18 protein-coding genes are annotated in these 24,243 nt (G+C 67.0%); 10 read left to right on the top strand and 8 right to left on the bottom strand.

All coding sequences use genetic code 11. From position 1 onward, the window contains the following. Positions 1-85 precede the first annotated feature (85 nt). Positions 86-292, top strand: coding sequence for a hypothetical protein (locus FZ938_RS00945; protein WP_149196850.1), 207 nt, complete (start codon positions 86-88; stop codon positions 290-292). A 51-nt stretch (positions 293-343) separates the two neighbouring features. Continuing rightward, complete coding sequence (locus FZ938_RS00940; protein WP_149196849.1) at positions 344-1,432, top strand: asparaginase; 1,089 nt, start codon at positions 344-346, stop codon at positions 1,430-1,432. A 62-nt stretch (positions 1,433-1,494) separates the two neighbouring features. Here FZ938_RS00940 and FZ938_RS00935 read toward each other — a convergent pair whose 3' ends face one another. Together FZ938_RS00935 and lepA are read right to left on the bottom strand one after the other, a co-directional pair. After that, complete coding sequence (locus FZ938_RS00935; protein ID WP_149196848.1) at positions 1,495-2,091, bottom strand: PRC-barrel domain-containing protein; 597 nt, start codon at positions 2,089-2,091, stop codon at positions 1,495-1,497. A 159-nt stretch (positions 2,092-2,250) separates the two neighbouring features. Then, positions 2,251-4,053, bottom strand: a complete 1,803-nt coding sequence (gene lepA / locus FZ938_RS00930; RefSeq protein WP_149196847.1) for a translation elongation factor 4 — start codon at positions 4,051-4,053, stop codon at positions 2,251-2,253. A 561-nt stretch (positions 4,054-4,614) separates the two neighbouring features. On the opposite strand from lepA, the gene FZ938_RS00925 reads away from it, so the two are divergent. After that, positions 4,615-7,491 carry a pentapeptide repeat-containing protein gene (locus FZ938_RS00925; RefSeq protein WP_174757352.1) on the top strand — a complete coding sequence of 959 codons (2,877 nt, stop codon included), beginning with the start codon at positions 4,615-4,617 and terminating at the stop codon, positions 7,489-7,491. A 26-nt stretch (positions 7,492-7,517) separates the two neighbouring features. Here FZ938_RS00925 and glgA read toward each other — a convergent pair whose 3' ends face one another. Continuing rightward, a complete protein-coding gene (glgA, locus tag FZ938_RS00920; protein ID WP_149196845.1) occupies positions 7,518-8,984 on the bottom strand; it encodes a glycogen synthase GlgA in 1,467 nt (488 codons plus the stop codon). A 124-nt stretch (positions 8,985-9,108) separates the two neighbouring features. After that, positions 9,109-10,380 (bottom strand): glucose-1-phosphate adenylyltransferase, encoded by a 1,272-nt coding sequence (gene glgC, locus FZ938_RS00915; protein ID WP_149196844.1) that lies wholly within the window; start codon positions 10,378-10,380, stop codon positions 9,109-9,111. Between the two features lie 649 nt (positions 10,381-11,029). Between glgC and FZ938_RS00910 the strand changes: the two genes are divergently transcribed. The 3 genes from FZ938_RS00910 (at position 11,030) to FZ938_RS00900 (ending at position 14,274) form a co-directional block, all read left to right on the top strand. Beyond that, complete coding sequence (locus tag FZ938_RS00910) at positions 11,030-12,466, top strand: ammonium transporter (protein WP_149196843.1); 1,437 nt, start codon at positions 11,030-11,032, stop codon at positions 12,464-12,466. 176 nt (positions 12,467-12,642) lie between these two features. Continuing rightward, positions 12,643-13,500: a pirin family protein gene (locus tag FZ938_RS00905; protein ID WP_149196842.1), complete on the top strand. Its 858-nt coding sequence runs from the start codon at positions 12,643-12,645 to the stop codon at positions 13,498-13,500. 228 nt (positions 13,501-13,728) lie between these two features. Further along, positions 13,729-14,274 (top strand): invasion associated locus B family protein, encoded by a 546-nt coding sequence (locus FZ938_RS00900; RefSeq protein ID WP_149196841.1) that lies wholly within the window; start codon positions 13,729-13,731, stop codon positions 14,272-14,274. A 167-nt stretch (positions 14,275-14,441) separates the two neighbouring features. Here the strand turns inward: FZ938_RS00900 and FZ938_RS00895 are convergent, their stop codons facing one another. Next, positions 14,442-14,873, bottom strand: a complete 432-nt coding sequence (locus FZ938_RS00895) for a catalase family protein (protein ID WP_149196840.1) — start codon at positions 14,871-14,873, stop codon at positions 14,442-14,444. Between the two features lie 404 nt (positions 14,874-15,277). On the opposite strand from FZ938_RS00895, the gene FZ938_RS00890 reads away from it, so the two are divergent. Beyond that, positions 15,278-18,262, top strand: coding sequence for an EAL domain-containing protein (locus FZ938_RS00890; protein ID WP_246457573.1), 2,985 nt, complete (start codon positions 15,278-15,280; stop codon positions 18,260-18,262). 90 nt (positions 18,263-18,352) lie between these two features. Here the strand turns inward: FZ938_RS00890 and FZ938_RS00885 are convergent, their stop codons facing one another. Together FZ938_RS00885 and FZ938_RS00880 are read right to left on the bottom strand one after the other, a co-directional pair. Then, positions 18,353-18,769 carry a hypothetical protein gene (locus FZ938_RS00885; protein WP_149196838.1) on the bottom strand — a complete coding sequence of 139 codons (417 nt, stop codon included), beginning with the start codon at positions 18,767-18,769 and terminating at the stop codon, positions 18,353-18,355. Positions 18,770-18,884: 115 nt separating this feature from the next. Next, entirely contained in the window at positions 18,885-19,799 is a 915-nt protein-coding gene (locus tag FZ938_RS00880) for a pseudouridine-5'-phosphate glycosidase (protein ID WP_149196837.1), read from the bottom strand. Between the two features lie 40 nt (positions 19,800-19,839). Here FZ938_RS00880 and FZ938_RS00875 point away from each other — a divergent pair, with 40 nt between their 5' ends. Beyond that, a complete protein-coding gene (locus FZ938_RS00875) occupies positions 19,840-20,931 on the top strand; it encodes a ligase-associated DNA damage response exonuclease (protein WP_149196836.1) in 1,092 nt (363 codons plus the stop codon). After that, positions 20,928-22,517 (top strand): cisplatin damage response ATP-dependent DNA ligase, encoded by a 1,590-nt coding sequence (locus tag FZ938_RS00870; protein WP_149196835.1) that lies wholly within the window; start codon positions 20,928-20,930, stop codon positions 22,515-22,517. The genes FZ938_RS00875 and FZ938_RS00870 overlap by 4 nt, the downstream gene beginning before the upstream one ends. Before the next feature lie 7 nt (positions 22,518-22,524). Here the strand turns inward: FZ938_RS00870 and FZ938_RS00865 are convergent, their stop codons facing one another. Continuing rightward, on the bottom strand, positions 22,525-22,716 hold the full coding sequence (locus FZ938_RS00865; RefSeq protein ID WP_149196834.1) for a hypothetical protein: 192 nt from the start codon (positions 22,714-22,716) through the stop codon (positions 22,525-22,527). Between the two features lie 350 nt (positions 22,717-23,066). Between FZ938_RS00865 and FZ938_RS00860 the strand changes: the two genes are divergently transcribed. After that, a complete protein-coding gene (locus FZ938_RS00860) occupies positions 23,067-24,227 on the top strand; it encodes a DUF3734 domain-containing protein (RefSeq protein WP_149196833.1) in 1,161 nt (386 codons plus the stop codon). Positions 24,228-24,243: the final 16 nt, after the last annotated feature.

Genomic DNA, 24,243 nt, shown 5'->3' with positions numbered 1-24,243 from the left:
GTGATGACGGCATAATGCCTATTCGTTTCCAAGGGAATCGCGCCCGCCCCATTGTCGGTCTCCGATCCCTTTGGAGTGTCCGATCATGTCGCTGTTCGCCGCCTGGACCGGTGCGGTTCTCGGGGCCGCCCGGATGGAGTTGCCTGTCATGCCTGCGCCGTCGGTGCCGGAGCCGCGGCGCTTCCGCCTCGCCTACAATCCGATGCCGGCCGTCGTTGCAGGCTTCGGGCGTGCCCTGGTGGCGGAGCCTGCGCCGACGTCGGTGCGGGACCGGCTGTGCCTTGAGAAATAGGCGGGCGCCAGCCTATCCTGCCGCCGACAAGAAAGCCGGGAGGAACGGGCGATGTCGCGGGTCTATGTGCTGTATACCGGGGGCACCATCGGGTGCGTGACCAATCCCGACGGGGCGCTGGCCCCGGTGCCGGGTGCAGAATTCGAGAAGCTGGCCCTGGCGGTGCCCGGCCTGTCGGACCATCGGGTGCAGGACTACCCGGACCTGAGCTGGACGATGGGCTGGTTCGACCGCACGCTCGACAGTTCCAACATGACGCCGGCGGATTGGGTCGCCATCGCCCGGCGGCTGCTGTCGGTCTATGACCAGTATGACGGTTTTGTCGTGCTGCACGGCACCGACAGCATGGCCTACAGCGCGTCGGCCCTGTCCTTCCTGCTGCCCGGCCTGTCGAAGCCGGTGGTGTTCAGCGGATCGCAGGTGCCGCTGTCCTTCACGCTGAGCGACGCCCCGGCCAATCTGGTCGGTGCCATCGTGGTGGCGGGGACCCTGCCGGTGCCGGAGGTCTGCGTCTATTTCGACACCAGGCTGCTGCGCGGCAACCGCTCGTCGAAGGTCGACGCCAACCGCTTCGCCGGCTTCGATTCGCCGAACTTCCCGCCGCTCGCCACTGTCGGCAGCGTCGTCGCCCGCAACGAGCCCTATTGGCTGCCGATGCCGGACAAGAGCGTTTCACTGGCCGAGCCGGATAACCGGTCCAGGCGGCTGGCCGCGCTGGACGCCCTGCCGGCGGCGTTGGCGGGGTTCTCCGTCGTCATGCTGTGGCTCTATCCCGGCATTCGGGCGAGCACGGTGTCGGCGATGCTGACCGGCACCAGCCCGGCGGCGAAGGGGGCGGTGCTGCTGGCCTTCGGCGAGGGCAACGGCCCGACCGATCCGGACTTCCTCGGCGCCCTGTCGGCGGCGGTGAAGGCCGGGGTCGTGCTGATGGACAACACCCAGGTGCAGCGTGGCGCGGTGCTGCCGGGGGCTTATGCCACCGGGCTGGGCGCCGTCGGGGCGGTCGGCGCCTATGACATGACGCCGGAGGCCAGCTACGCCAAGCTGGTCTGCCTGCTGGCCGGCGGCCTGGACGCCGAGGCGGTCAAGGCGGCAATGCCGGTGCCGCAGGCGGGCGAGCTGACGGTGATCGGGGATTGAATTGCTGACCGGAGGCGGGGGCGGTTCGGCCGTCCGCCTCCGGTGACGGATTACCGGCCCACTTACTGGCCCATGCCGGGCTGGTTCGGCGACATGGTGCCACGGTTCATCGTGCCGTTGCCCATAGTGCCCTGATTCATCGAGCCCTGATTCATGGTGCCGCGGTTCATCGAATCGCTGTCCATCGACCCGCGGTTCATGGCGCCGGACCCCATACCGCCCATGGAGCCGCCCATCTGGCCGCCCATGTTTCCGCCCGTCGAGCTGCCGTAGCCGGTGTTGGCCTGATTGCTGTACTGGGCGAGCTGCTGCAGCTCGCTGGCGTCCTGCATGACGATGATCTGCTTGCCCCGCCGTTCGAAGGAGGCCGGCGGCAGCATGACGGTCTGGCCGGACTTGGCGAGTTTCAACTCGACCATCGTCTGGCCCTCTGCGTCGGTGGTGACATTCTGGACGGTGCCGGCGACCGGCCCGCCATGGCGGTGGACCACCCGCTTGCCGATCATGTCCCGGCTGGCCTGGACGTCGCGGGCGCCGCTGTCCATCGTGCCGTTGGCAACCGCATTGGCCCTGGCGGAGCCGCTGGTCTGGGCATGGCCCGGCGCGGCGACGGCCATCAGCATCAGGGCCGGAACCGCGGCGGCGAGAAACTTGCGCATGTCATCCTCCCGGAATTGAACCACAACAGGGGAGGCGCCGCGCAGGCGCGGCACCGTCCTCAGCCGTGATGACACCCGAGCGGCCGGTTTGTTGCGCAGGTTGTACGGAATTGCCGGTCTGCACAAAAAAGGCGGACCGAAGTCCGCCTTTCCGTATCCTTACTCGTCGCCCATCTTGAGCGCCGCGATGAAGGCGCTTTGCGGGATTTCGACCTGGCCGAACTGGCGCATGCGCTTCTTGCCTTCCTTCTGCTTGTCCAGCAGCTTGCGCTTGCGGCTGATGTCGCCGCCGTAGCACTTGGCGGTCACGTCCTTGCGCATGGCGCTGATGCTCTCGCGGGCGATGATCTTGCCGCCGATGGCGGCCTGGACGGCGATCTTGAAAAGCTGGCGCGGGATCAGTTCCTTCAGGCGTTCGCACAGCTGACGGCCGCGGCGTTCGGACTGGCTGCGGTGGACGATCATCGACAGGGCGTCCACCGGCTCGGCATTCACCAGGATCGACAGCTTGACGAGGTCGCCTTCCTCATAGCTGTCCATCTGGTAGTCGAAGCTGGCATAGCCGCGGCTGATCGACTTCAGCCGGTCGTAGAAGTCGAACACCACCTCGTTCAGCGGCAGCCGGTAGACCAGCATGGCGCGGGAGCCGGCGTAGGTCAGCTCGATCTGCTGGCCGCGCCGCTCGGTGCACAGCTGGAGGACGCCGCCCAGATACTCATCGGGCAGCATGATCGTCGCCTTGATCCACGGCTCGTCGATGTGGTCGATCCGCATCACATCGGGCATGTCGGCCGGGTTGTGCAGGTCCCGCACCGTCCCGTCGGTCATCGTCAGCTTGTAGACCACCGACGGCGCGGTGGTGATGAGGTCGAGGTTGAACTCGCGCTCCAGCCGCTCCTGGATGATCTCCAGATGCAAGAGGCCGAGGAAGCCGCAGCGGAAGCCGAAGCCCAGCGCCGCCGACGTCTCCGCCTCGTAATGGAAGCTGGCGTCGTTCAGCTTCAGCTTGCCCAGGCTGTCGCGCAGCCGCTCGAAATCGGCGGCGTCGACCGGGAACAGGCCGCACCACACCACGGGGATGGACGGCTTGAAGCCGGCCAGCGCTTCGCTCGCCGGCTTGCGCTCGTCGGTGATGGTGTCGCCGACCTTGGTCTGGGTGATGTCCTTGATCGCGGCGGTGATGAAGCCCATCTCGCCCGGCCGCAGTTCGCCGGTCAGCAGCGCCTTCGGCGTGAAGACGCCGACGCGGTCGACGTCATGGGCCGAGCCGGCGGCCATGAAGCGCACCTTCTGCCCGACCTTCAGCACACCGTCGACCACGCGCACCAGAATGACGACGCCGAGATACGGATCGTACCAGGAATCGACCAGCAGGGCCTTCAGGGCTGCATCGGCATCGCCCTTGGGCGGCGGCAGGCGCTTGACCACCGCCTCCAGAACCGCGCCGATGTTGAGGCCGGACTTGGCCGAGATCTCCACCGCGTCGGAGGCGTCGAGGCCGATCACGTCCTCGATCTGCTGCTTGATCCGCTCCGGCTCGGCGGCGGGCAGGTCGATCTTGTTGAGGACCGGGATGATCTCGTGGTTGTTGTCGATCGCCTGATAGACGTTGGCGAGCGTCTGCGCCTCGACGCCCTGGGAGGCGTCGACCACCAGGATCGAGCCCTCGCAGGCGGCCAAGGACCGGCTGACCTCGTACGCGAAGTCGACGTGGCCGGGGGTGTCCATCAGGTTCAGCGTGTACTGCTTGCCGTCCTCGGCCTTGTAGAGCAGGCGGACGGTCTGGGCCTTGATGGTGATGCCGCGCTCGCGCTCGATATCCATGCTGTCGAGCACCTGTTCGCGCATCTCGCGCGCGTCGAGGCCGCCGCACTGCTGGATCAACCGGTCGGCAAGGGTCGACTTGCCATGGTCGATGTGGGCGATGATCGAGAAATTGCGGATGTGCGAAAGGTCAGTCATCTGGGCCCGGACAAGCGATAGTTTGCCGGGAACATAGGGCGGACGGGGGATGGGCGCAATGATGGTGTGGTGGGGCGGGTGGGGCAGGCCGGGCGGTGGGGTGGTTGGAACAGCGTGGAACGCTTTTCCGCGGGGTGTTCAGTGTTCCATCGGGTGCGGCTCGCCCTGGCGGCGGGCGGGGGGTGGAACGTTTGTAACAGTTTGGAACGGTTTTGGCGGGTGTGTTCACTGTTCCATCCTGCGGCGTGTGGCGCTTTGGGTGGTGGGTGGTCGCCCTCCGGGAACTATAGGCCGGACGTGGCAATATGCCCATCTTGATCTCCAAATGGTAGAAATGGGACAGTAGACTGCATAAAAAGAGACGGAAGGTCCGGCGATGCGCGTTTGCTTCCTCCATAATGGCGGCAGAATTTCCATGAAGGGGCGAGCGGGCACCGCAGCGCCACACGCTGGCTGATTTGAGTGGGGGCGCGCTGCTGACCCAGGGCGGGCCCGGATCGCTTTTCACGGCTGAGGATGGCGGGCAGCGACAGGCATCATTGCGGACATAAGGGGCGAACCATGGTTGCGGTTGAGCGAGCCAGCCTTGCGCGGGCGTTCGGCAAGGTGGCGGTCGATCTGGCCGATCTGAATTTCGGCAGCGCCATCAAGGGGGTGATCGACGCCACCGGCGCTTTCAAAGCCGATCCGCAAACCCCGCCCACGGCGGAGGAGGGGGCGAAGCTGCTGCTTCAGCGCTCCGCCTATGCCGCCGCCATCCGTGTTATCCAGGCGGAGGCGCGCAACGCCCCCGTGATGGCGGTGGAGGCCGACCTTCGGGAGATCGAGGCGGCGATACTGGGCGCAACCGCCGATGTTTCCCTGGACCTGACCGCAATGGCCTTCACCGATCCGGAGCGCTGGCCGGGTTTGGAGGTGTTGCTGGCTCTGTTCGACTGGTGCATGCGGGCCTGTGGGGTGTCCGAAGACAATCGCCTCCTGGTCCGCCGCGCCTTAGCCGATGCGTTGCCGCTCGCCCTGGCCGGGGAATGGCGAAACCCGGAGCGGGAGAAGGACTATCAAGCACTGCGGGCGGCGCTGGAGCAGACCCCTTTCGACCCGGCGGCGCAGCGGTCGTTGCAGTGGAACGCATACCGCGACCGTCTGGTCAAGGCGATGGACGCGCCGTTGCGGGCGCTGAGTCCGAAGAAGATCCGCTGTTCCCTGAACGACCTCTACGTCCCCCTGCGGGCCGCGGTCGGCGATCCTGAGGCGCCGGAGCGGACAAGCGGAGAGCGGCGCAAACGGACTCTCGTCTGGCTGGACGACGCGCTGTATAGCTGGGCGACCCGGACAGACTGTGGTGACGTCGACCGGATTCGCGTGTTGTCCGGCGAGCCCGGCGCCGGCAAATCGAGTGCCTGCATGAAACTCGCCGCCCGGCTGGCCGCAGAAAAGCGGCGGGTGCTGCTGGTGCCGCTCACCCGGCTCAACATCGCGAAGGGTTCGCTTGAAGAGTTGGCGCGCTATCTGGCCGGCGACCTTGGGCACGATCCCTTCAATGCTCTATCTGCCGGCGAGCCGCTGGTGCTGATTCTTGACGGGCTGGATGAACTGGCTAAGGCGGGCCAAGGAGCGACGGTGCTGCTGAGCGGGTTCATCACGGACCTGGGGCAGCGCCTGTCGGAATGGAACCGTGAAGACACCCGTGTGCTGCTGCTGCTCGCCGGGCGGCCGGGCGCCGTTTCCACTGCGCTCAACCTCGGGGGCATGGCCCGCAGGGACGAAGCCCGTCTGCATGTGCTGCGCTATCGCATTGTCGAGCAGGACCGTGACGGTTACGAACCGCAGGACTTGGCCAGACTCGACCAGCGGTCGGTCTGGTGGAAGCGCTTCGATCCGAAAGGCGGGATGCCTGAGCCGCTGAGGCGCCATGACCCACACATCGACTCGTTGACCGAGCAACCGCTGTTGAACTGGTTGCTGGCGCAAATTCTGACGGAGGAAGGGCCGGAGCGGGCAGCGACCATCAGTGGTGTTCATGATCTCTATACCCGCCTCTTCGGCCACGTCCTCGATCGCATCCATCGGCGGCGTCAGGGGGACGGGAGCACGGAGGCCATCGATCCTGTCCGTGACCGACTGGAACAGATGCTGGAGGAGGTGGCGGTGGCGGCATGGCATGCCGGGACCGACCGCGCTGTAGCGTTGAGTGCGGTAGAAAGACGACTCAATGACAATCAGTTGTCCAAGGAGCTAAAGCGTCTTTCTGAGGATAGCGATGCAGCTCTAACAGCTTTACTTGACAGCTTTTTCTGTCGCGCTCACCAGGGTGTGGAGCACCGGTTGGTTGAATTCACCCATAAAAGCTTCGGTCAGTTCCTCGTCGCCTGCCGGGTGGTTCGGCTACTGCCGGAGATGCCAAATGCTCAAGAGGTGCGGCGAAACAGGACTGATGCCGCACTGAAGGATTGGTTGGAGTTGTGCGGTCCTACGGTCATGGACCGGGCAACCTATGGCTTTCTGTCCGCGGAAGTGGCTCTCGAAGCCGCTCACGATCCGCTTAAGGTTGATCGGTGGCGGGATTCCCTTTCTAGCCTTCTGGTAGAGTGTTTGGAAACGGGCATGCCATTGCCGGATGGTGCAATGCGCTCGCGGGCTAGCGAACGGCTGGTTCGCAACGCAGAGACAGCAATGCTCTGTGCTCTTGCGGCAGCATTCCGCGTTTCGGCGAAAAAATCCGCCCCCATCCGGATCGATTCCGCAATCCTGGCAGCAACCCTGCATCGCCTTGCTGGACCAGTAACCGAATACTCCGTCGCACGGGACACATTTCACATCTTTGACCTGACGGGCACCGACCTGACGAGTGTTGACCTAACGGACGCCGACCTGACGAATGCCGACCTAACTTGTGCCGACCTGACGGACGCCAATCTCATGGACGCCGACCTGACGGGGGCTCACCTGGGCAAGGCTGACCTGACGCGCACCAACCTGAACCGTGCAACCCTAGGGGATGCCGATCTGACTGGCGCTGATCTAAGGAACGCCAATTTGAGCGAGGCCCGCCTGACGCGTGCCAATTTGACCGGCTCCAATTTAAGGGACGCCGACCTTACGGGCGCCGACTTGAGAGATGCTGACCTGAGTTGCGCCAACCTGATGGGCGCTGATCTAAGTCATGCCAATCTATCGTGTTCCAACTTGAGGGGCGCTAACCTGACAGGCGCCGATCTGACGCGCGTCAACCTGACGGGCGCCGACCTGACGCGTTCCAACCTGAGAGATGCCAACCTGAGAGACGCAAACTTGACAGGTGCAAATCTGAGGGAGGCCGAACTGCCAAGCGCTAACCTGACGCGCACCAACCTCTGGGAGGCCGACCTAACAGATGCCAATCTGACGGGTGCTAATCTGAATCCAGAGCAACTTGCCGCCTGTTCCCGAAGCCCATAAATGGCAACAGGCGGCAAATTGTTCCGCTATCTCGCCACCCCCCGATACAGCTCCATATACTCCTCCGCCGGGCCGTGCCAGCCGAAGTCGCGCGTCATGGCGCGGCGCTGCATCGCCTGCCAGCGTTCCGGCTTGCGGTAGACGCTCATCGCCCGACGCAGCGCCCAGACCAGTTCTTGCCCCGTCGCGTTGACGAACTGGAAGCCGGTGGCGCTGCCGTCGGCGCTGGCGGCCGGGTTGGCGTCGATCACCGTGTCGGCGAGGCCGCCGGTGCGGCGGACCAGCGGCAGGGTGCCGTATTTCAGGGCGTAGAGCTGGGTCAGCCCGCAGGGCTCCGATCGGGACGGCACCAGGAACAGGTCGGCACCGGCCTGGATGCGGTGGGACAGCGGCTCGTCATAGCCGACGCGGACGCCGACCGATTGCGGATGCCACTGGGCGAGGTGGCGGAAACCGGCCTCGCTGTCGACGTCTCCGCTGCCGAGAACCACCAGCTGGCCGCCCCAGGCGACCCATTGGCTGGCGGCCTCCAGCACGAGGTCCAGGCCCTTGTGCCAGGTCAGGCGGCTGACCACGGCGGCCAGCGGCGCGTCGGGGCGGCGGTCCAGGCCGAAGGCGGATTGCAGGTCGGCCTTGCAGGCGTCCTTGCCGCCGAGGTCGTCGGGGGTGTAGCGGGCGGGCAGGTGCGGGTCGGTCGCCGGGTCCCACACCGCGTAATCGACGCCGTTCAGGATGCCGGTCAGCACGTCGGACCGGGTGGCGAGCAGGCCTTGCAGGCCGGTGCCGTGCTCCGCCGTCTGGATTTCGTTGGCGTAGGTCGGGCTGACCGTGGTCAGGCGGTCGGCGTAGAAGCAACCCGCCTTCAGGAAGCTGATGTTGCCGTAATACTCGACGCCATCGATGCGGAAGCTGGAGGAGGGCAAGCCGAGGTCGCCCATCATCCAGGGGCCGAAGATGCCCTGATAGGCGATGTTGTGGATGGTCAGCACGGTGCCCGGCCGGAAGGGGCCGGTGAAGCGGTCGGGGCGCAGGGCCAGATAGGCGGGGATCAGCCCGGCCTGCCAGTCGTGGCCGTGCAGGATGTCGGGCCGCCACCAGGGATCGTAGGAGTCCTCCGCCGCGAAACCGGCGGCGACCCAGGCGAGCGCGGCGAAGCGCAGGGCGTTGTCGGCCCAATCCTTGCCGTCCGGCCCGAGATAGGGGTTGCCGGGACGGTCGTACAGCGACGGCGCGTTCAGCGCATAGGCGAGGACCCCGTCGGCGGTGCGGCCGATGCACAGCTGGGCGCGGTCGCAGCCGGGCAGGTCGGTGATCAGGTCGCCGACCTCGTGCAGGTTCTGCAGGCTGTTGAGAACGGCGGGATATCCCGGCAGCAGCAGGCGGACATCGGCGCCGGCGGCGTTCAGGGCCGGCGGCAGGGCGGCGGACACGTCCGCCAGCCCCCCCGTCTTGACCATCGGGTAGCATTCGGACGTGACGTAGAGGACGCGCATCGGGAAGGCACTCGGATGAAAGGCGGGGGGAGGGGGGAGGGCGCAAGTCAGCTTATAGCGCCGATGCGGGGCCGGTGGGGAACCGAGCCGCATCGGCGCGGAGTACTGGCGGCGAAATGCCGCTTTACTCCTTCGGCAGCTTCTCGATCATCTCGCGGGTGATCAGGACGACGCCGCCCTCGCTGCGGTGGAAGCGCTTGGCGTCCAGCTCCGCATCCTCGCCGACGACGAGGCCGTTGGGGATGCTGACGCCGCGGTCGATCACCACCTTCTTCAGGCGGCAATGGCGGCCGATGTCGCATTCCGGCAGGACCACCGCCTCGTGCAGCTCGCTATAGGAGTTGACGCGGACCGAGCTGAACAGCAGTGACCGCCGCACGGTGGAACCGGAGATGATGCAGCCGCCCGACACCAGGCTGTCCACCGCCATGCCGCGGCGGTTCTCGTCGTCGAAGACGAACTTCGCCGGCGGCAGCTGTTCCTGATAGGTGAAGATCGGCCAGTCGCGGTTGTACAGGTTCAGCTGCGGCGTGACGTGGCAGAGGTCCAGGTTGGCTTCCCAATAGGCGTCGATGGTGCCGACATCGCGCCAGTAGGGGGCGTTGTCGGGCGCGTCGATGATGGCGCTGTCGGCGTAATCGTGGGCGATGATCCTGGCACCGCTCTTCACCAGATGCGGGATGATGTCCTTGCCGAAATCGCGGCTGGAACCGGGGGTGACGACGTCGCGCTCCAGCTGGTCGTAGAGGAACTGGGCGTTGAAGACGTAGATGCCCATGCTGGCCAGCGCCAGATCGGGGCGGCCCGGCATCGGCGGCGGATCGGCCGGCTTTTCCACGAAGTCGATGATGCGGCGCTCGTCGTCGATGTGCATCACGCCGAAGCCGCTCGCCTGTTCGCGCGGAACGGCGATGCAGGGGACGGTGACGTCGGCCTTGCGGTCGATGTGGTCGAGCAGCAGCGCGCCGTAATCCATCTTGTAGATGTGGTCGCCGGCCAGGATCAGGACATATTCCGGCTCGTGGTCGCGCAGGATGTCCAGGTTCTGGAATACGGCGTCGGCGGTGCCCTGGTACCATTCCGTCTCGCTGATGCGCTGCTGGGCCGGCAGCAGGTCGCAGAACTCGTTCATCTCGCCGCGGAAGACGTTCCAGCCGCGCTGGAGATGGCGCAGAAGGCTGTGCGACTTGTACTGCGTCAGCACGCCGATGCGGCGGAATCCGGAATTGACGCAGTTGGACAGCGCGAAGTCGATGATGCGGTACTTGCCGCCGAAATATGTCGCCGGCTTGGCCCGGCGGTCGGTCAGCTGCTTCAGACGGCTTCCGCGTCCCCCGGCCAGCACCAGCGCCACCGCACGTCGCGGTGCGAGGCGCAGATCGCGTTTGTCGAGCATGGCCGTTACTCCCTTTGCCTTATTCTTGAGGCCGCGGGTGAGCGGCCAATCCAATTGGAGGCGTTGACGGTGCCACATCTCGCCGCCATGTCCAATAGGCCCGGCGTCGGGTTCGCCTCGGCTTACCCGCCGGATCTTCAACCCGCGGTCCTAGGAGGAAAGCGGTGGAGAATCCGGGGCAAGCCGAATGGACTGGATGGAAGGGGTAGGGGCCGCCCGATGTCGCGCCAGTGACCGCTGCGCAGGCCGAACTCTGCCCAAATTTTCATCATCTGCCGGAATGACAGCCAGAATGCCGGGGCGCATCACGGTGTCCGGCCCTGTCAATCGCTCGAAAGCCCGAAAATTGCGGGAGAATACCGCCTCCGGAACCTGCCTGTTTTCTGTGCAGACAGCGGGTGCGACTCGTACGGGGCTGCCCGTTCGGGGGCCCGGTCCTGGGACAACCCTGACGATTCCAAGCCGTTTTCGACTGGCACGCTTCTTGTAACGCTGGAGGCGTCCTTGGTCCCGTCCGCCGCCCCGTCTTTGCCGGGGACGGGGCGACCGGGACGGGGTCGCCCCAGTGCGGTGCCCTGTGCGCGGAACACCTCCGGTGCCGCGCCGGCCGTTCAGGGGTGGGAGCGATTTTGGAGAAAGAGGAGCCTCGATGAACCGTCTGTTCCTTCTGGCCGCACCGATGATGGCGGTTGCTCTGGGCGCGGTCGGCATGCCGGCCGCAGCCCTTGCCCAGGATCCGGCGGCTGCCGCCGCTGCCGCGGCTACGGCTGCTGCCGCTGCTGCTGCCGCGCCGGCGGCTCCGGCGCTGAATGGCGGCGACACCGCCTGGATGCTGGTCTCCACGGCGCTGGTGCTGATGATGACCATCCCCGGCCTGGCGCTGTTCTACGGCGGCATGGTCCGCAAGATGAACGTGCTGGCGACGGTGATGCAGAGCTTCGCCATCACCTGCCTCGTCAGCGTCCTGTGGTACGTGATCGGCTACAGCCTGGCCTTCACCGGCACCGGCGCCTATGTCGGCGGTCTCGACCGGCTGTTCCTGAACGGGCTCGACTTCTCGAAGGCCTTCGTGCTGGGCGAGGCGACGGGTTCGGGCGTCGCGACGACGATCCCCGAGCCGGTCTTCATGATGTTCCAGATGACCTTCGCGATCATCACCCCGGCCCTGATCACCGGCGCCTTCGCCGACCGCATGAAGTTCTCCTCGCTGCTGGTCTTCACCGCCCTGTGGTCGATCGTGGTCTATGCGCCGATCGCCCACTGGGTCTGGTATCCGTCGGGCTTCCTGTTCGGCCTGGGCGTGCTGGACTTCGCCGGCGGCACGGTCGTGCACATCAACGCGGGCGTCGCCGGTCTGGTCGCCGCGCTGGTGATCGGCAAGCGCAAGGGCTACCCGAAGGAAGCCTTCATGCCGCACAACCTGGTGCTGTCGCTGATCGGCGCCTCGCTGCTGTGGGTCGGCTGGTTCGGCTTCAACGCCGGTTCGGCCCTGACCGCCGGTCCGCGCGCCGGCATGGCGCTGGCCGCCACGCACATCGCCACCGCCGGCGCCGCCATGGGCTGGCTGTTCGCGGAGTGGATCGTCAAGGGCAAGCCGTCGATCCTCGGCATCATCTCCGGCGCCGTCGCCGGTCTGGTCGCCGTGACCCCGGCCGCCGGCTTCGTCGACCCGACGGGCGCCATCATCATCGGCATCATCGCCGGCGTGGTCTGCTTCTGGTCGGCCACCAGCCTGAAGCACATGCTGGGCTATGACGACAGCCTGGACGCCTTCGGCGTGCACGGTGTCGGCGGTCTGGTCGGCGCCATCCTGACCGGCGTGTTCGCCAAGATGTCGGTGTCCAACAGCGAAGGCGGCTTCGCCGCCGTCCTGCAGGCCGATCCGAACGCCACGCTGGGCCTGCTGGAAGGCAACGCCGCCGCCGTGTGGATCCAGGTCCAGGGCGTGCTCTACACCATGGTGTGGTGCGCCGTCGCCACCTTCGTCCTGCTGAAGGTCGTCGACGTGGTGATGGGCCTGCGCGTCGAGGAGGATGTGGAGCGCGACGGTCTCGACCTCGCCCTGCACGGCGAGAGCATCCACTAAGACAAATCCCTTTCCCACGGGTCTCTTCGAGAAGGCCGCCGGTTCTCCGGCGGCCTTTTTCGTTTGGATTGTTGCACGGGCGGAAACGCTGTGGCGCGGGCGGGCCGGCTTCACGGCGGGGCCGGGGCGGACTACCTCTGGTGCAACGTCATTGTGCTTTTTCAGGAGTTGCCGCCATGTCCATCCAGCCCGCCACCCCCGGTGTCCGTCCGGTGCTCGCCGCCGTGGAGGGCATGGCCACCTCCGACGGGGCCGGGGTCAACATGACCCGCATGCTGGGCACGCCCCGCCTGCGCACGCTCGACCCCTTCCTGATGCTGGACCTGTTCGGGTCGGACCAGCCCACCGACTATCTGGCGGGCTTCCCCGACCATCCCCACCGCGGGTTCGAGACGGTGACCTACATGCTGGCCGGCCGCATGCGCCATGCCGACAACCACGGGAATGAGGGCGTGATCGAGACCGGCGGCGTGCAGTGGATGACCGCCGGCCGCGGCCTGATCCATTCGGAGATGCCGGAGCAGACCGAAGGCTTGATGCGCGGATTCCAGCTGTGGATCAACCTGCCGGCCCGGCTGAAGATGACCGAGCCGCGCTATCAGGAGTTCCCGGCCGCCGCCATCCCGGTGGAAAAGCGCGAGGATGGGGCGACCGTCACCGTCATCGCCGGCGATACCGCCCGCGGCACGGCCGGGCCGGTGCGGGCCGAGGCGACCGACGCCCGCTATTTCGACGTGACGCTGCCGCCGTCGGTGTCCTTCGCCGAGCCGCTGCCGGCCGGCCACACCGTCTTCCTGGTGCTGTTCGAAGGCACGCTGGATGTCGGCGGGGAGGGATCTTTGTCCGGACCGCGGGTGATCGTGCTGGGTGACGGCGAACGGGTGGAGGCGGTCGCCGGGCCGGAAGGCGCCCGCTTCCTGCTGCTGGCCGGCGAGCCGATCGGCGAGCCGATCGCCTGGGGCGGACCCTTCGTCATGAACACGCGGGAGGAGGTGATGCAGGCCTTCCGCGACTTCGAGGAAGGGCGCATCTGATCGTCCACAGCCGCGCGTCGGGCCCCGTTCATGGCCCGGCGCGCGGCATCTCGTGCCTTGCACCCCCGCCGTCCCCGGTTATCATGGCGCATTCCGTGCTACAGCTTCGCGCGTTCATATGAACGCGCGAAGCTGTAGTTTTATGTTTGGCGATCGGATTCACGCGTTAAATCGATCCCGATTTTACGCGATCCGATCTAACACGAACGATGGCGGGGAGCCGGGGCGATGCGAGCAAAGGGTCTGATGGGTGGCTTCAGGGCGGCTGCGGCTGCGGCACTGCTGGCTCTGACGCTTGCCGGGGGACTTTTCTCCGCCAAGCCGGCCGCCGCCGTGGACTTCTCCAAGGCCGCCGCCGATTTCGGGCCCGAGGGCGCCTGGACCAACCAGTGCGACATCGACCGGATGACCGACAGCAAGACCTGCCGGCTGATGATCTACCGCCTGTTCGACGACGGGAAGGATGTCGGCTTCATCGCGCTCAGCATCATTCCGACCGGCAACGACTTCCACCTGTTCCTGACCACCAGCCAGGGTCTGATCGACCGCTGTGCCATCCGCGTCGACCGCCAGCCGCGCATCGAATCGCATGTGGCGACGCTGAACATGTGCATGTTCCCCAACTTCGTGTCCGGCCGCGTCGCCGACCAGTTCCGCAACGGCTCGTCCATCCTGGTCCGCGTCAGCTCCCCCCGCATCGGCAAGCGCGACATCGACTTCCCGCTGAACGGCTTCTCCCGCACCTTCGAGGAAATGCAGCGCAGCCTGCAGTGATTGGCCGTCATCCCCGCGAAGGTAGGGATCCAGGCTACTCCGCATTTAAGCCTTTGAAAGGTCTGGATTCCCGCCTTCGCGGGAATGACGGCCGAGAGACGTGCGCGACGAAGTCCAACTCTCAGAGAGTGCGGCCTTACCCCGGCAGCCGGTAGCCCGCCGCCGGTTCATGCATCGGGCAGCCGTTGCGTTCCATGCGGAATTCGGCGGAGCGGTCGTCGGCGAGCGCGCAGGCCTGCCGACAGCACCTTCTTCGCCGTTTCCGCCCAGTCGGTGGTGGCGGCCAACAGCTTCGGCCTCTTCAGGAACTGCTTGGCGTCGGGGGCCGAGAAGACGGGGGCGTTGGCCATGACGAAATCCTGCGTGGCCTTGTCCTCCGATCCCGGCATCCGGTCGCCGGACACGCCCAGCACCTTCACCGACAGACCGCGCGGGGTCGACACGCTGTCGGGAAGGACGTCGCCCGGCGTCGTCGACAGCCGCAGGATCGCCGGATAGCTCTCCGCCAGTTCCCCGAAGATCCGGGCCTCTTCGGGACCGGGATTTTCGACCGACGGCGCGTAGGGCAGGGGCTTTGCAGTGGGCGGGGCAGCGGACACGAGCGGGGCTCCGGATAGGGGCAGGGGCAGGGTGCAGCCGGGACAACAGCCGGATTGTGTCGTCCGTTCCGCAACGATCCGCCGGAGCCCGCGTAGATTACGAACAAGGCATGGGTTCCGCTTCTTCTATTCGCACTGCAAAATGCGGACGCACTTGCAAATAAACAAGCACGACCCATGCGGGTGTATCTTGGGAAAATTCCAATCTTCTATGGAAATTAACCAAAAAGATTGGAGGATCCCTTATAAGAAGTCTGTGGCGCTGGGGTGCCTTGCCTGCTTATCCTTCAAAGCGAGAGGGTCGGAACCCTTCGATCACCTTGCGGAGTTCGAAGAGTCCGGCCGGATCGGCGACCGAAGGGTGCTCCATGACCAGTTGGCCTGCGACAGGTCCCATCAGGTGGATGCACGGCTGTGTCCTGCTGCTGGGGCTTCTGCTGGCGGCGCTGGCACCGTCCGCCGACGGGCGGGCGACGGCGCCGAACCGGACGGTGCTGATCCTGCATTCCAACCACCAAGGCTACGAGTGGACCGATCGGCAGGCCGCAGGCATAGCCGAGGTGCTGGCCGCTTCGGCGCCCGATGCCGTGGCGATCAGCTACTATCTGGACTGGAAGCGCTTTCCTGACCGGGCCGGGGTGGATCTGCTGCAGGCGCTGATCGCCCTTCGCCATCCCCGTGGACAGATCGATGTCATCGTCACCACCGACGATGCCGCCCTGCAGCTCGGCCTCAAGCTGCGCCAGGAGGTCTACGGCCCGATTCCGCTGGTTTATGACGGGGTGCAGGTGGACGTGGCGCGTGCGATGACGGCGGGAGATCCGGCGGTCACCGGCGTGGTGGAGTCCAGGGACGTGGCCGGCACCATCGACATGGCGCTGGCGGCCAATCCGGCCCTGCGGCATCTGTTCGTCGTGCGCGACGGCACCGAGTCGGGCACCGTGCTGGACGACGAAATCCGGGAGGCCATGGCGGCCGGTCTTCTTCCGGCCGTGCGGGATATGCAGATCCTGGAAAACATGCCCTTCGCCCGGCTGCAGGAGAAGCTGTCGTCGCTGCCGCCGGACAGCGCCGTTCTGCTGGGCAATTACGCCACCGACGCCAAAGGGGCCGTCCTGGCGCCGCAGCAGTATCTGGCGCTGATGAGCAAGGCGAGCAGCGCCCCGATCTATGGGCTGGAGGACTATCTGCTTGGCCATGGGATCGTGGGCGGCAGCCTGAAGAGCGCCTATGAGCATGCCCGTGCGGTGGGCGCGCTGACGGCGAAGCTCCTCAACGGCATGCCGGTGGCCGAGCTGCCGGTCGAGAGGCGCCGCTCGGTCGTCCGTGCGGTGGATTACCGGCAGGCGGAGCGGTACGGCATCGACGTCACGCGGTTCGGGCCGCTCGACCGGCTGATCAACAAGCCCTTCTCCTTCATGGAGACCTACCGCTGGCTGGTGGTGACGGTCGGCGGCGTGGTGATGCTGCTGTTCGGCATGGTGCTGGTGCTGTCCTTCGCGTTGCGCGAACGCTGGATGGCCGAGGCGGCGCTGCGGGTGAGCAACGATGCGCTCAGCGACTCGCGCCGGCAGCTGCAGGCCAAGGTGGAGGAGCTGATCGCCAGCAAGGAGGCGCTGCGCGAGCGCGAGCGGTGGATGCGGCTGGTGGCCGAGGCGTCGCGCGACATCATCTGGACATGGGACATCGTCAAGGACCGCCGGGTCCTGTCCGGCCGGGTCGAGGAACTGCTGGGCGTGGATTCCCTCAGCATCAATTCGCTGGCGGCCTGGTTCGACCGCGTCCACCCCGACGACCGTGCGCATGCGGAGGAGGAACTGTGCCGCCACCTGTCCGGCGAGCTGCCGGAATACCGGGTGGAATACCGCGTCCGCCACCGCGACGGCCGTTACCTGTGGCTGTACGCCACCGGCAAGGCCCTGTTCGACGAGCAGGGGCATCCGACGATGATGGGCGGCTCCTACACCGACATCACCGCCCAGAAGCAGCAACAGGCGCGGCTGGACCATCTGGCCCATTATGATTCGCTGACCGGCCTGCCCAACCGGCTGCTGCTGGAACGGCATGTCGACCGGCTGATCGCCGACAACAGGGCTTGCGGCCAGGCCGGGTCGCTGGCGCTGCTGTTCCTCGACATGGACAATTTCAAGTTCATCAATGACGGGTTCGGCCACAAGGCGGGCGACGAGCTGCTGGCGATGATGGGCCAGCGCATCGGCAAGGGAGCCGGCGAGGGGCTGTTCATCGCGCGGCTGGGCGGCGACGAGTTCGTGGTGGTCGTCCAGGGCGGCGATGCCTGCGCTCCGGTGGAGGTGGCGCGGCGGATGGAGCAGGCGCTGGCCGCGCCCTTCCTGGTCGAAGGGCAGAATTTCTACGTTTCCTGCAGCATCGGCATCGCCCGCTATCCCTGGGACGGCCGCTGTTTCGACGATCTGCTGCAGAATGCCGACACCGCCATGTACCGGGCCAAGGACAATGGGCGCGGAAGCGTCTGCACCTTCACCGCCGACATGAACCTGAACGTGGTGGAGCGCATGCAGCTGCTCAGCCGCGCCCGGCAGGCCTTCGACCGCCAGTCCTTCACCCTGCATTACCAGCCCCAGGTCGCGACGGCCGACGGCCGGGTCCGCGGCTTCGAGGCGCTCGTCCGCTGGACCGACTCGGAACTGGGGCCGGTATCGCCGGACCGCTTCATTCCGGTGTGCGAGGATTCGGGCCTGATCGTCCCGCTCGGGCTGTGGGTGCTGGAGACCGCCTGCATCGAGGCGGTGGGGCTGGGCTGCCGCGGGGCCGGCGACGTGACGATGAGCGTCAACATGTCGGCGGTCCAACTGGCCCAGCATGATTTCGTGCCGCGGGTGCTGGAGATCCTGGCCCGCACGGGATTGCCGCCGCACCGGCTGGAGCTGGAGATCACCGAGTCGCAGATGATCGGCTCGCTCGACGCCGCCATCGGCAAGCTGAACGCGCTGCGGCAGGCCGGCGTCCACATCGCGCTGGACGATTTCGGCACCGGCTATTCGTCGCTGACCTATCTGCGCACGCTGCCGATCAACACGCTGAAGCTGGACAAGGCCTTCATCAACGACGTCCACCGCCGCCCCGACGCGCGCAGCATGGTGTTGTCCATCTCGCGCATCGCCCACGACCTGAGCCGCAGCGTGGTGGCCGAAGGGGTGGAGGAGCTTGCCCAGTGGGAGGCGTTGTCGCTGATGGGCTGCGACCTGATCCAGGGCTATTTCGTCAGCCGGCCGCTGCCCGCCGACCGCATCGACGCCTTCCTGGCGGCCTGGGAGGAACGGCGGGCCAGACTGCCGGTCGCCCGCGACGATGTGGTGGTCGGCATACCCTCCGCCGCGGCGACCCGGCCGCCGTCTCCGGTTTCATAACCTGGGGAAAGGGCGCCGACGCAAAACGCCCCGCAAATGGGCTGCGGGGCGTTTTCGGAGGCTGGACTGACGGGACCGGAGGAGTCGCGTTCAGTGCCGCGTGCGGGCCGGGGTGATGTAGACGCCGTCCCAATCGACACCGAACAGGGCGTCGTCGCCGGCCTCTTCCACCAGGTCGTCATATTCGTGGGCTTCGATCAGCCCGAAGATGGAGGCGGTGCCGGAGGCGTCGAGGTCGCAGGTCACCACATGGCCGCCCACCTCGACGGAGGTGAAGAACACTTCCGGCAGTTCCATGCTGTCCAGGTCGGCGGTGACGGCGGCTTCGATCTCGTGGATGCTGCGGGCCGACAGCGACACGCGCAGCTTGGCCGCCTGGGAGGCCCAGACGATGCGCTTGACGTGGGCCGGCTCCTTCATCTCCGCAACGCCCGATGCCTCGTCGCCTTGGCCGGCCATCGCGATCATCCGGGAAACCAGGGTCGAGGTGCTGCTGGGTGCGCGCATTGAAGCCTCCGCTCGTTCGATGACGACAGATTTGCGCGCAGGCGGTTAACGGGGTCTTAAGCCGGTACCGGGGCTAAAGCCTTACCACCCCGGAAGTAGTCCTATCCGTTCGGTTTTAGGCGGCGGCAAGGGCGGCGGCGACTCCTGCCGCGACCCGCGCGTTGTTGCGGATCAGCGCGATGTTGGCGGTCAGGCTGCGCCCGCCGGTGATGCGCTCCAGCGCCGCCAGCAGATGGGGGGTGATGTCCTTCCCCTTGATTCCATTGGCTTCCGCGTCGGCCAGCGCCTGGGTGACCGCGGCTTCCATCGCGTCGGCGTCAAGCTCGTCGGCGGGCGGGATCGGGTTGGCGAGCAGCACGCCGCCTTCCAGGCCAAGCTGCCATTTCGCCCGCAGGATGTCTGCCACCTCGATTGCGTTGTCACAGCGATGATCGACGGGCAAGCCGCTGCGGCGGCTGTAGAAGGCGGGAAATTCCTCCGTGCCGAAGCCCAGGACCGGGACGCCGCGGGTTTCCAGCACCTCCAGCGTCTTGGGCAGGTCGAGAATCGACTTGGCGCCGGCGCAGACCACGCAAACCGACGTGCGGGCCAGCTCGTCGAGGTCGGCGGAGATGTCGAAGCTGGTCTCCGCCCCGCGATGGACGCCGCCGATGCCGCCGGTGGCGAAGACCGATATCCCGGCCAGCCGCGCCCCGATCATCGTCGCCGCCACCGTGGTGGCGCCGATGCCGCCGGTGGCGATGGCGATGGGCAGGTCGCGGCGGCTCAGCTTGCGCGCCTTGTGGCCGGCGGTGGCCAGCCGTTCCAGCGCCATGTCGTCCAGCCCGACGCGGATGCGCCCGTCCATCACTGCGATTGTGGCGGGAATGGCGCCGGCGGCCCGCACCTCCGCCTCCAGCGCGCGGGCGGTCTCCAGATTTTGCGGGTAGGGCATGCCGTGGGAGATCACCGTCGATTCCAGCGCCACCACCGGGCGGCTCGCGGCAAGCGCGTCGGCAATCTCGGGGGTCGGCAGCAGGATCGGGTGCATGCGCTGGGTCTCCGCTGTTGGACGCCCTATATTAGGACGCATGTCCGCTGCACACCAATCCAATCAGGGTGGGTCCAATCCCGACCGCCCGCACCCCGACAAATGGATCAAGGTCCTGCCCGAGGGCCTGTATGTCGAGCCGGGAGGCTTCTACATCGACCCGGTGCGCCCGGTGGAGCGCGCGGTCGTCACCCACGGCCATTCCGACCACGCAAGGCCGGGCAACCGCCATGTGCTGGCGACGCCCGGCACGCTCGCCGTCATGCGCCAGCGGATGGGCGAGGGGGTGGGCGGAAGCCTGCAAGCGCTGGAGTATGGCGAGAGTTTGCGCATCGGCGACGTTGCGGTGCGGCTGGTGCCGGCCGGCCATGTGCTGGGCAGCGCTCAGGTGGTGCTGGAGCATGCCGGGTCGCGTGTCGTGGTGTCGGGCGACTACAAGCGCCGCCTCGACCGCACCTGTACGCCGTTCGAACCGGTGCCCTGCGACGTCTTCGTCACCGAGGCGACCTTCGGCCTGCCGGTGTTCCGCCATCCGCCCGACCTGGGGGAGGTGGGAAAGCTGCTGCATTCGATGGCGCTGTTCCCGGAGCGCAGCCATGCGGTCGGCGTCTATGCGCTGGGCAAATGCCAGCGGCTGATCACCTTGCTGCGGGCGGCGGGGTACGACCGGCCGATCTGGCTGCACGGCGCGCTGGAGCCGCTGTGCCGGCTCTACAGCAGTCTGGGGGTGGAGTTGGGCGAGCTGCGGCCGGCGACGGTGGCGGCGAAGGAGGATTTGAAGGGGGCGCTGGTGCTGGCCCCGCCGGCGGCGGTGGCCGACCGCTGGGCGCGGCGGCTGGCCGATCCGGTGGTGGCGGTGGCGTCGGGATGGATGCGGGTGCGTCAGCGCGCACGCCAGCGCGGGGTGGAACTGCCGCTGGTCATCTCCGACCATGCCGACTGGGACGAGCTGTGCCAGACGTTGGAGGATGTCGGTGCGCCGGAGGTCTGGGTGACCCATGGGCGGGAAGAGGCGCTGGTCCATTACGCCACCAGCCGCGGCATCCGCGCCCGCGCGCTGGCGCTGATCGGCTTCGAGGACGAGGATTCGGAAGGGATTCCGGAGAAGGCCGGGGAAGGGGAGGCGTCGTGAACCGCTTTGCCGCGCTGATCGACGCGCTGGTCTTCATGCCGTCGCGCAACGGCAAGATCCGCCTGCTGGTCGAGCATTTCGCCACCGCGCCGGACCCCGAGCGCGGCTGGGCGCTGGCTGCGCTGACCGGGGCCCTGAGCTTCCGCGAGGCCAAGCCGGCGGCGATCCGCGAACTGGCGGCGACCAGGGTCGATCCACAATTGCTGGCGCTGTCCTACGACTATGTCGGCGATCTGGCGGAGACGGTGGCGCTGATCTGGCCGGAGCGGCCCGAAAGAGCGAACAGCTTGCCGCCCAGCCTGGACGAGGTGGTGGAGGGGCTGCGGGCCGCCAGGCGCGGGCAGGTGATCGGGCTGGTGGAGGGCTGGCTCGACACGCTCGACTCGTCGGGGCGGTTCGCCCTGCTGAAGCTCATCACCGGGGCGCTGCGCATCGGCGTCTCGGCCCGGCTCGCCAAGACGGCGCTGGCGGAGTGGGGCAGGGCGGCCCGGCCGGAGGTCAGCGTCGATGACGTGGAGGAGGTCTGGCATGGGCTGACCGCCCCCTATCGTGAGCTGTTCGCCTGGCTGGAGGGGCGGGCGGAGCAGCCGGCCACCGGCTCCGGCGCCGGGTTCCGCCCGATGATGCTGTCCCACCCGCTGGAGGAGGAGGACCGCGCCGTGCTCGACCCCGCCGCCTATGCCGCCGAGTGGAAATGGGACGGCATCCGCGTGCAGATGGTGGCGCGCGGCGGGGAGCGGCGGCTCTACAGCCGCACCGGCGACGACGTGTCGGGCGCCTTTCCGGACATCGTCGATCACATGAGCTTCGACGCCGTGCTGGACGGCGAACTGCTGGTGGCGCGCGACGGCGTGGTGGCGCCGTTCAACGACCTGCAGCAGCGGCTGAACCGCAAGACGGTGACCGCGCAGATGCTGCGCGACGGGCCGGCCTGGGTGCGGCTCTACGACATCCTGTTCGACGGCGAGGAGGATCTGCGCGGCCTGTCCTTCGTCGAGCGGCGCGCCCGGCTGGAACGCTGGTTCGAGGCGGTGCAGCCACGGCGGATGGATTTGTCGCCGATGGTGCCCTTCACGGCCTGGGACGAGCTGGTGGCGTTGCGGGAAGGCGCGCGGGAGAACGGCATCGAGGGGCTGATGCTGAAACGGCGTGACAGCGCCTATCTGGCCGGGCGGCCCAAGGGGCCGTGGTTCAAGTGGAAGCGCGGGGCGCTGACGCTCGACACCGTGATGATGTACGCCCAGCGCGGCCACGGGAAGCGGTCGAGCTATTATTCCGACTACACCTTCGGCGTCTGGCGCGGCGAGGAGCTGGTGCCGGTCGGCAAGGCCTATTCCGGTTTCACCGATGCCGAGCTGATCGAGCTGGACCGCTGGGTGCGCAACCACACCACCCGCCGCTATGGCCCGGTGCGCGAGGTGGAAGCCGGGCTGGTGCTGGAAGTCGCCTTCGACAGCGTGCACCCATCGACCCGGCACAAGAGCGGGCTGGCCATGCGCTTCCCCCGCATCCACCGCATCCGCTGGGACAAGCCGGCGCCTGAGGCCGACCGGCTGGAGACGCTGGCGGCGATGGTGGTGGGGTAGGAACCGCTTACCGCAGCGGCGCCGTCACCACGTCGACGGAGGTTTCCGCCACGGTGCCGACGACATCCACGGCGGTGCCGGCGATGCTGGCCGCACCGCTGGCCACGCCGGTGACGGCACCGCAGCCGCTCAGCGAAGCGCCCAGCAGCAACAGGGCGGCGAGCGGGAGAAGGCGGCGGGAAGCGGGGCGGCGGGACATGGCGTCCTCCAGAAAACCACAGGCTGAAACGAAACCGATGGCGATTGCAGCACGCAATTCCCACCGAAAGGTTAATTCGGGCATTTGGCACAACAGCCTTGAAATCCGCCGTCCTGCGAAGAGCCCTTCGTCGGCGCTGAATATTACAAGTAATTAATAGTGGCGTAATACCTTGATGTAGGTTTTCGCGAGGATTGGGGTGGAGTAAAAGAAATCGGCATGGCTGCCATGAATATTCCTCTGTTTCTGGAGAATGTTTCCGTATGGCCGCATTCATTTTTGGTCCCATATCAGGCCTGCCGACCGAAGAATGACGTCGGCAAGCGACTGACTGGTAGGGAAAGACACCGATGCGCGACGGATCCTTTGCCGATCTCACCGCCCCCTACGACCGGGTGGCTCTCGTCCTGCAAGGCGGCGGAGCGCTGGGGGCCTATCAGGCGGGCGTCGTCGAGGGGCTGTTCAAGCACGATATTCATCCGACCTGGGTGGCCGGCGTGTCGATTGGCGCGGTCAACGCGGCGCTGATCGCCGGCAATCCGCCGGAGCGGCGCTGTGCCGCGCTGGCGGAGTTCTGGGCCCGCGTCGCCCCGCCCTCGCCCTGGGAGCATGCGGAGGCCCTGTGGCGGCGGCTGGATCCCGACGGCCCGTCGATTTCCATCCTCAACCAATGGAGCGCGTGGCGGACGGCGTTGTCCGGACAGCCCGGCTTCTTCCGGCCGCGGCCGGCGGTGGAATGGGCGGCGGCCGGCCCCTTCGCCGGACCGACCAGCGTCTACGACACCGCGCCGCTGAAAAGCACGCTGGAAGACCTGATCGACTTCGACCAGATCAACCGGGGCGACATTCGGCTGTCGCTCGGCGCGGTCAATGTGCGCACCGGCAACTCCATCTATTTCGACACCGAAACCCACCGGATCGGCCCGGAGCATGTGATGGCCAGCGGCGCCCTGCCGCCCGGCTTCGCACCCGTGGAGATCGACGGCGAGTTCTATTGGGACGGCGGGCTGGTCTCCAACACGCCACTGGATCATGTGCTGGAGGACCAGCCGCGCCGCGACACACTGGTCTTCCAGGTCGACCTGTGGAGCGCCAGCGGTCAGGTGCCGCGCGGCATGTCGGAGGTGCTGGAGCGGCAGAAGGACATCACCTATTCCAGCCGCACCCGCTTCAACACCGACAAGGTCACCTACGAGCAGACCCTGCGCAACCAGCTGGTCACGCTGCTCGACCGGCTGCCCGACGATCTTCGCGACACGCCGGAGGCCAGGGCGCTGCGGCGAGCCGCCTGCGGGGCGGCGATCAATATCATCCACCTGATCTACCGCCGCAAAAGCTACGAGCGCGACAGCAAGGACTACGAGTTCTCCAACGCCGGCATGCGCGAGCATTGGGAGAGCGGCCTTGCCGACACGCTCGCCACGCTCGCCCACCCGGAATGGCTGGCGATGCCGTCGCGGCTGGACGGTCCCGTCACGCACGATGTGCGGCGCGAGCGCGCCGAACCGTAACCGACCCTCTCACCGT

This window comes from Azospirillum oryzae (assembly GCF_008364795.1).
Lineage (GTDB): Bacteria > Pseudomonadota > Alphaproteobacteria > Azospirillales > Azospirillaceae > Azospirillum > Azospirillum oryzae.
Note: the sequence above shows the minus strand (reverse complement) of the source record. Positions and strands in the feature narration are given on the sequence as shown.

What these genes read in the sequence shown, in the direction of transcription:
- FZ938_RS00900 (WP_149196841.1), top strand. Translation starts at nt 13,729, where the DNA reads ATGCGAGCAAAGGGTCTGATGGGTGGCTTCAGGGCGGCTGCGGCTGCG.
- FZ938_RS00885 (WP_149196838.1), bottom strand. Translation starts at nt 18,769, where the DNA reads ATGCGCGCACCCAGCAGCACCTCGACCCTGGTTTCCCGGATGATCGCG.
- FZ938_RS00940 (WP_149196849.1), top strand. Translation starts at nt 344, where the DNA reads ATGTCGCGGGTCTATGTGCTGTATACCGGGGGCACCATCGGGTGCGTG.
- FZ938_RS00925 (WP_174757352.1), top strand. Translation starts at nt 4,615, where the DNA reads ATGGTTGCGGTTGAGCGAGCCAGCCTTGCGCGGGCGTTCGGCAAGGTG.
- lepA (WP_149196847.1), bottom strand. Translation starts at nt 4,053, where the DNA reads ATGACTGACCTTTCGCACATCCGCAATTTCTCGATCATCGCCCACATC.
- FZ938_RS00880 (WP_149196837.1), bottom strand. Translation starts at nt 19,799, where the DNA reads ATGCACCCGATCCTGCTGCCGACCCCCGAGATTGCCGACGCGCTTGCC.
- FZ938_RS00890 (WP_246457573.1), top strand. Translation starts at nt 15,278, where the DNA reads ATGCACGGCTGTGTCCTGCTGCTGGGGCTTCTGCTGGCGGCGCTGGCA.
- FZ938_RS00945 (WP_149196850.1), top strand. Translation starts at nt 86, where the DNA reads ATGTCGCTGTTCGCCGCCTGGACCGGTGCGGTTCTCGGGGCCGCCCGG.
- FZ938_RS00910 (WP_149196843.1), top strand. Translation starts at nt 11,030, where the DNA reads ATGAACCGTCTGTTCCTTCTGGCCGCACCGATGATGGCGGTTGCTCTG.
- FZ938_RS00905 (WP_149196842.1), top strand. Translation starts at nt 12,643, where the DNA reads ATGTCCATCCAGCCCGCCACCCCCGGTGTCCGTCCGGTGCTCGCCGCC.
- glgC (WP_149196844.1), bottom strand. Translation starts at nt 10,380, where the DNA reads ATGCTCGACAAACGCGATCTGCGCCTCGCACCGCGACGTGCGGTGGCG.
- FZ938_RS00935 (WP_149196848.1), bottom strand. Translation starts at nt 2,091, where the DNA reads ATGCGCAAGTTTCTCGCCGCCGCGGTTCCGGCCCTGATGCTGATGGCC.
- FZ938_RS00865 (WP_149196834.1), bottom strand. Translation starts at nt 22,716, where the DNA reads ATGTCCCGCCGCCCCGCTTCCCGCCGCCTTCTCCCGCTCGCCGCCCTG.
- FZ938_RS00875 (WP_149196836.1), top strand. Translation starts at nt 19,840, where the DNA reads ATGTCCGCTGCACACCAATCCAATCAGGGTGGGTCCAATCCCGACCGC.
- glgA (WP_149196845.1), bottom strand. Translation starts at nt 8,984, where the DNA reads ATGCGCGTCCTCTACGTCACGTCCGAATGCTACCCGATGGTCAAGACG.
- FZ938_RS00860 (WP_149196833.1), top strand. Translation starts at nt 23,067, where the DNA reads ATGCGCGACGGATCCTTTGCCGATCTCACCGCCCCCTACGACCGGGTG.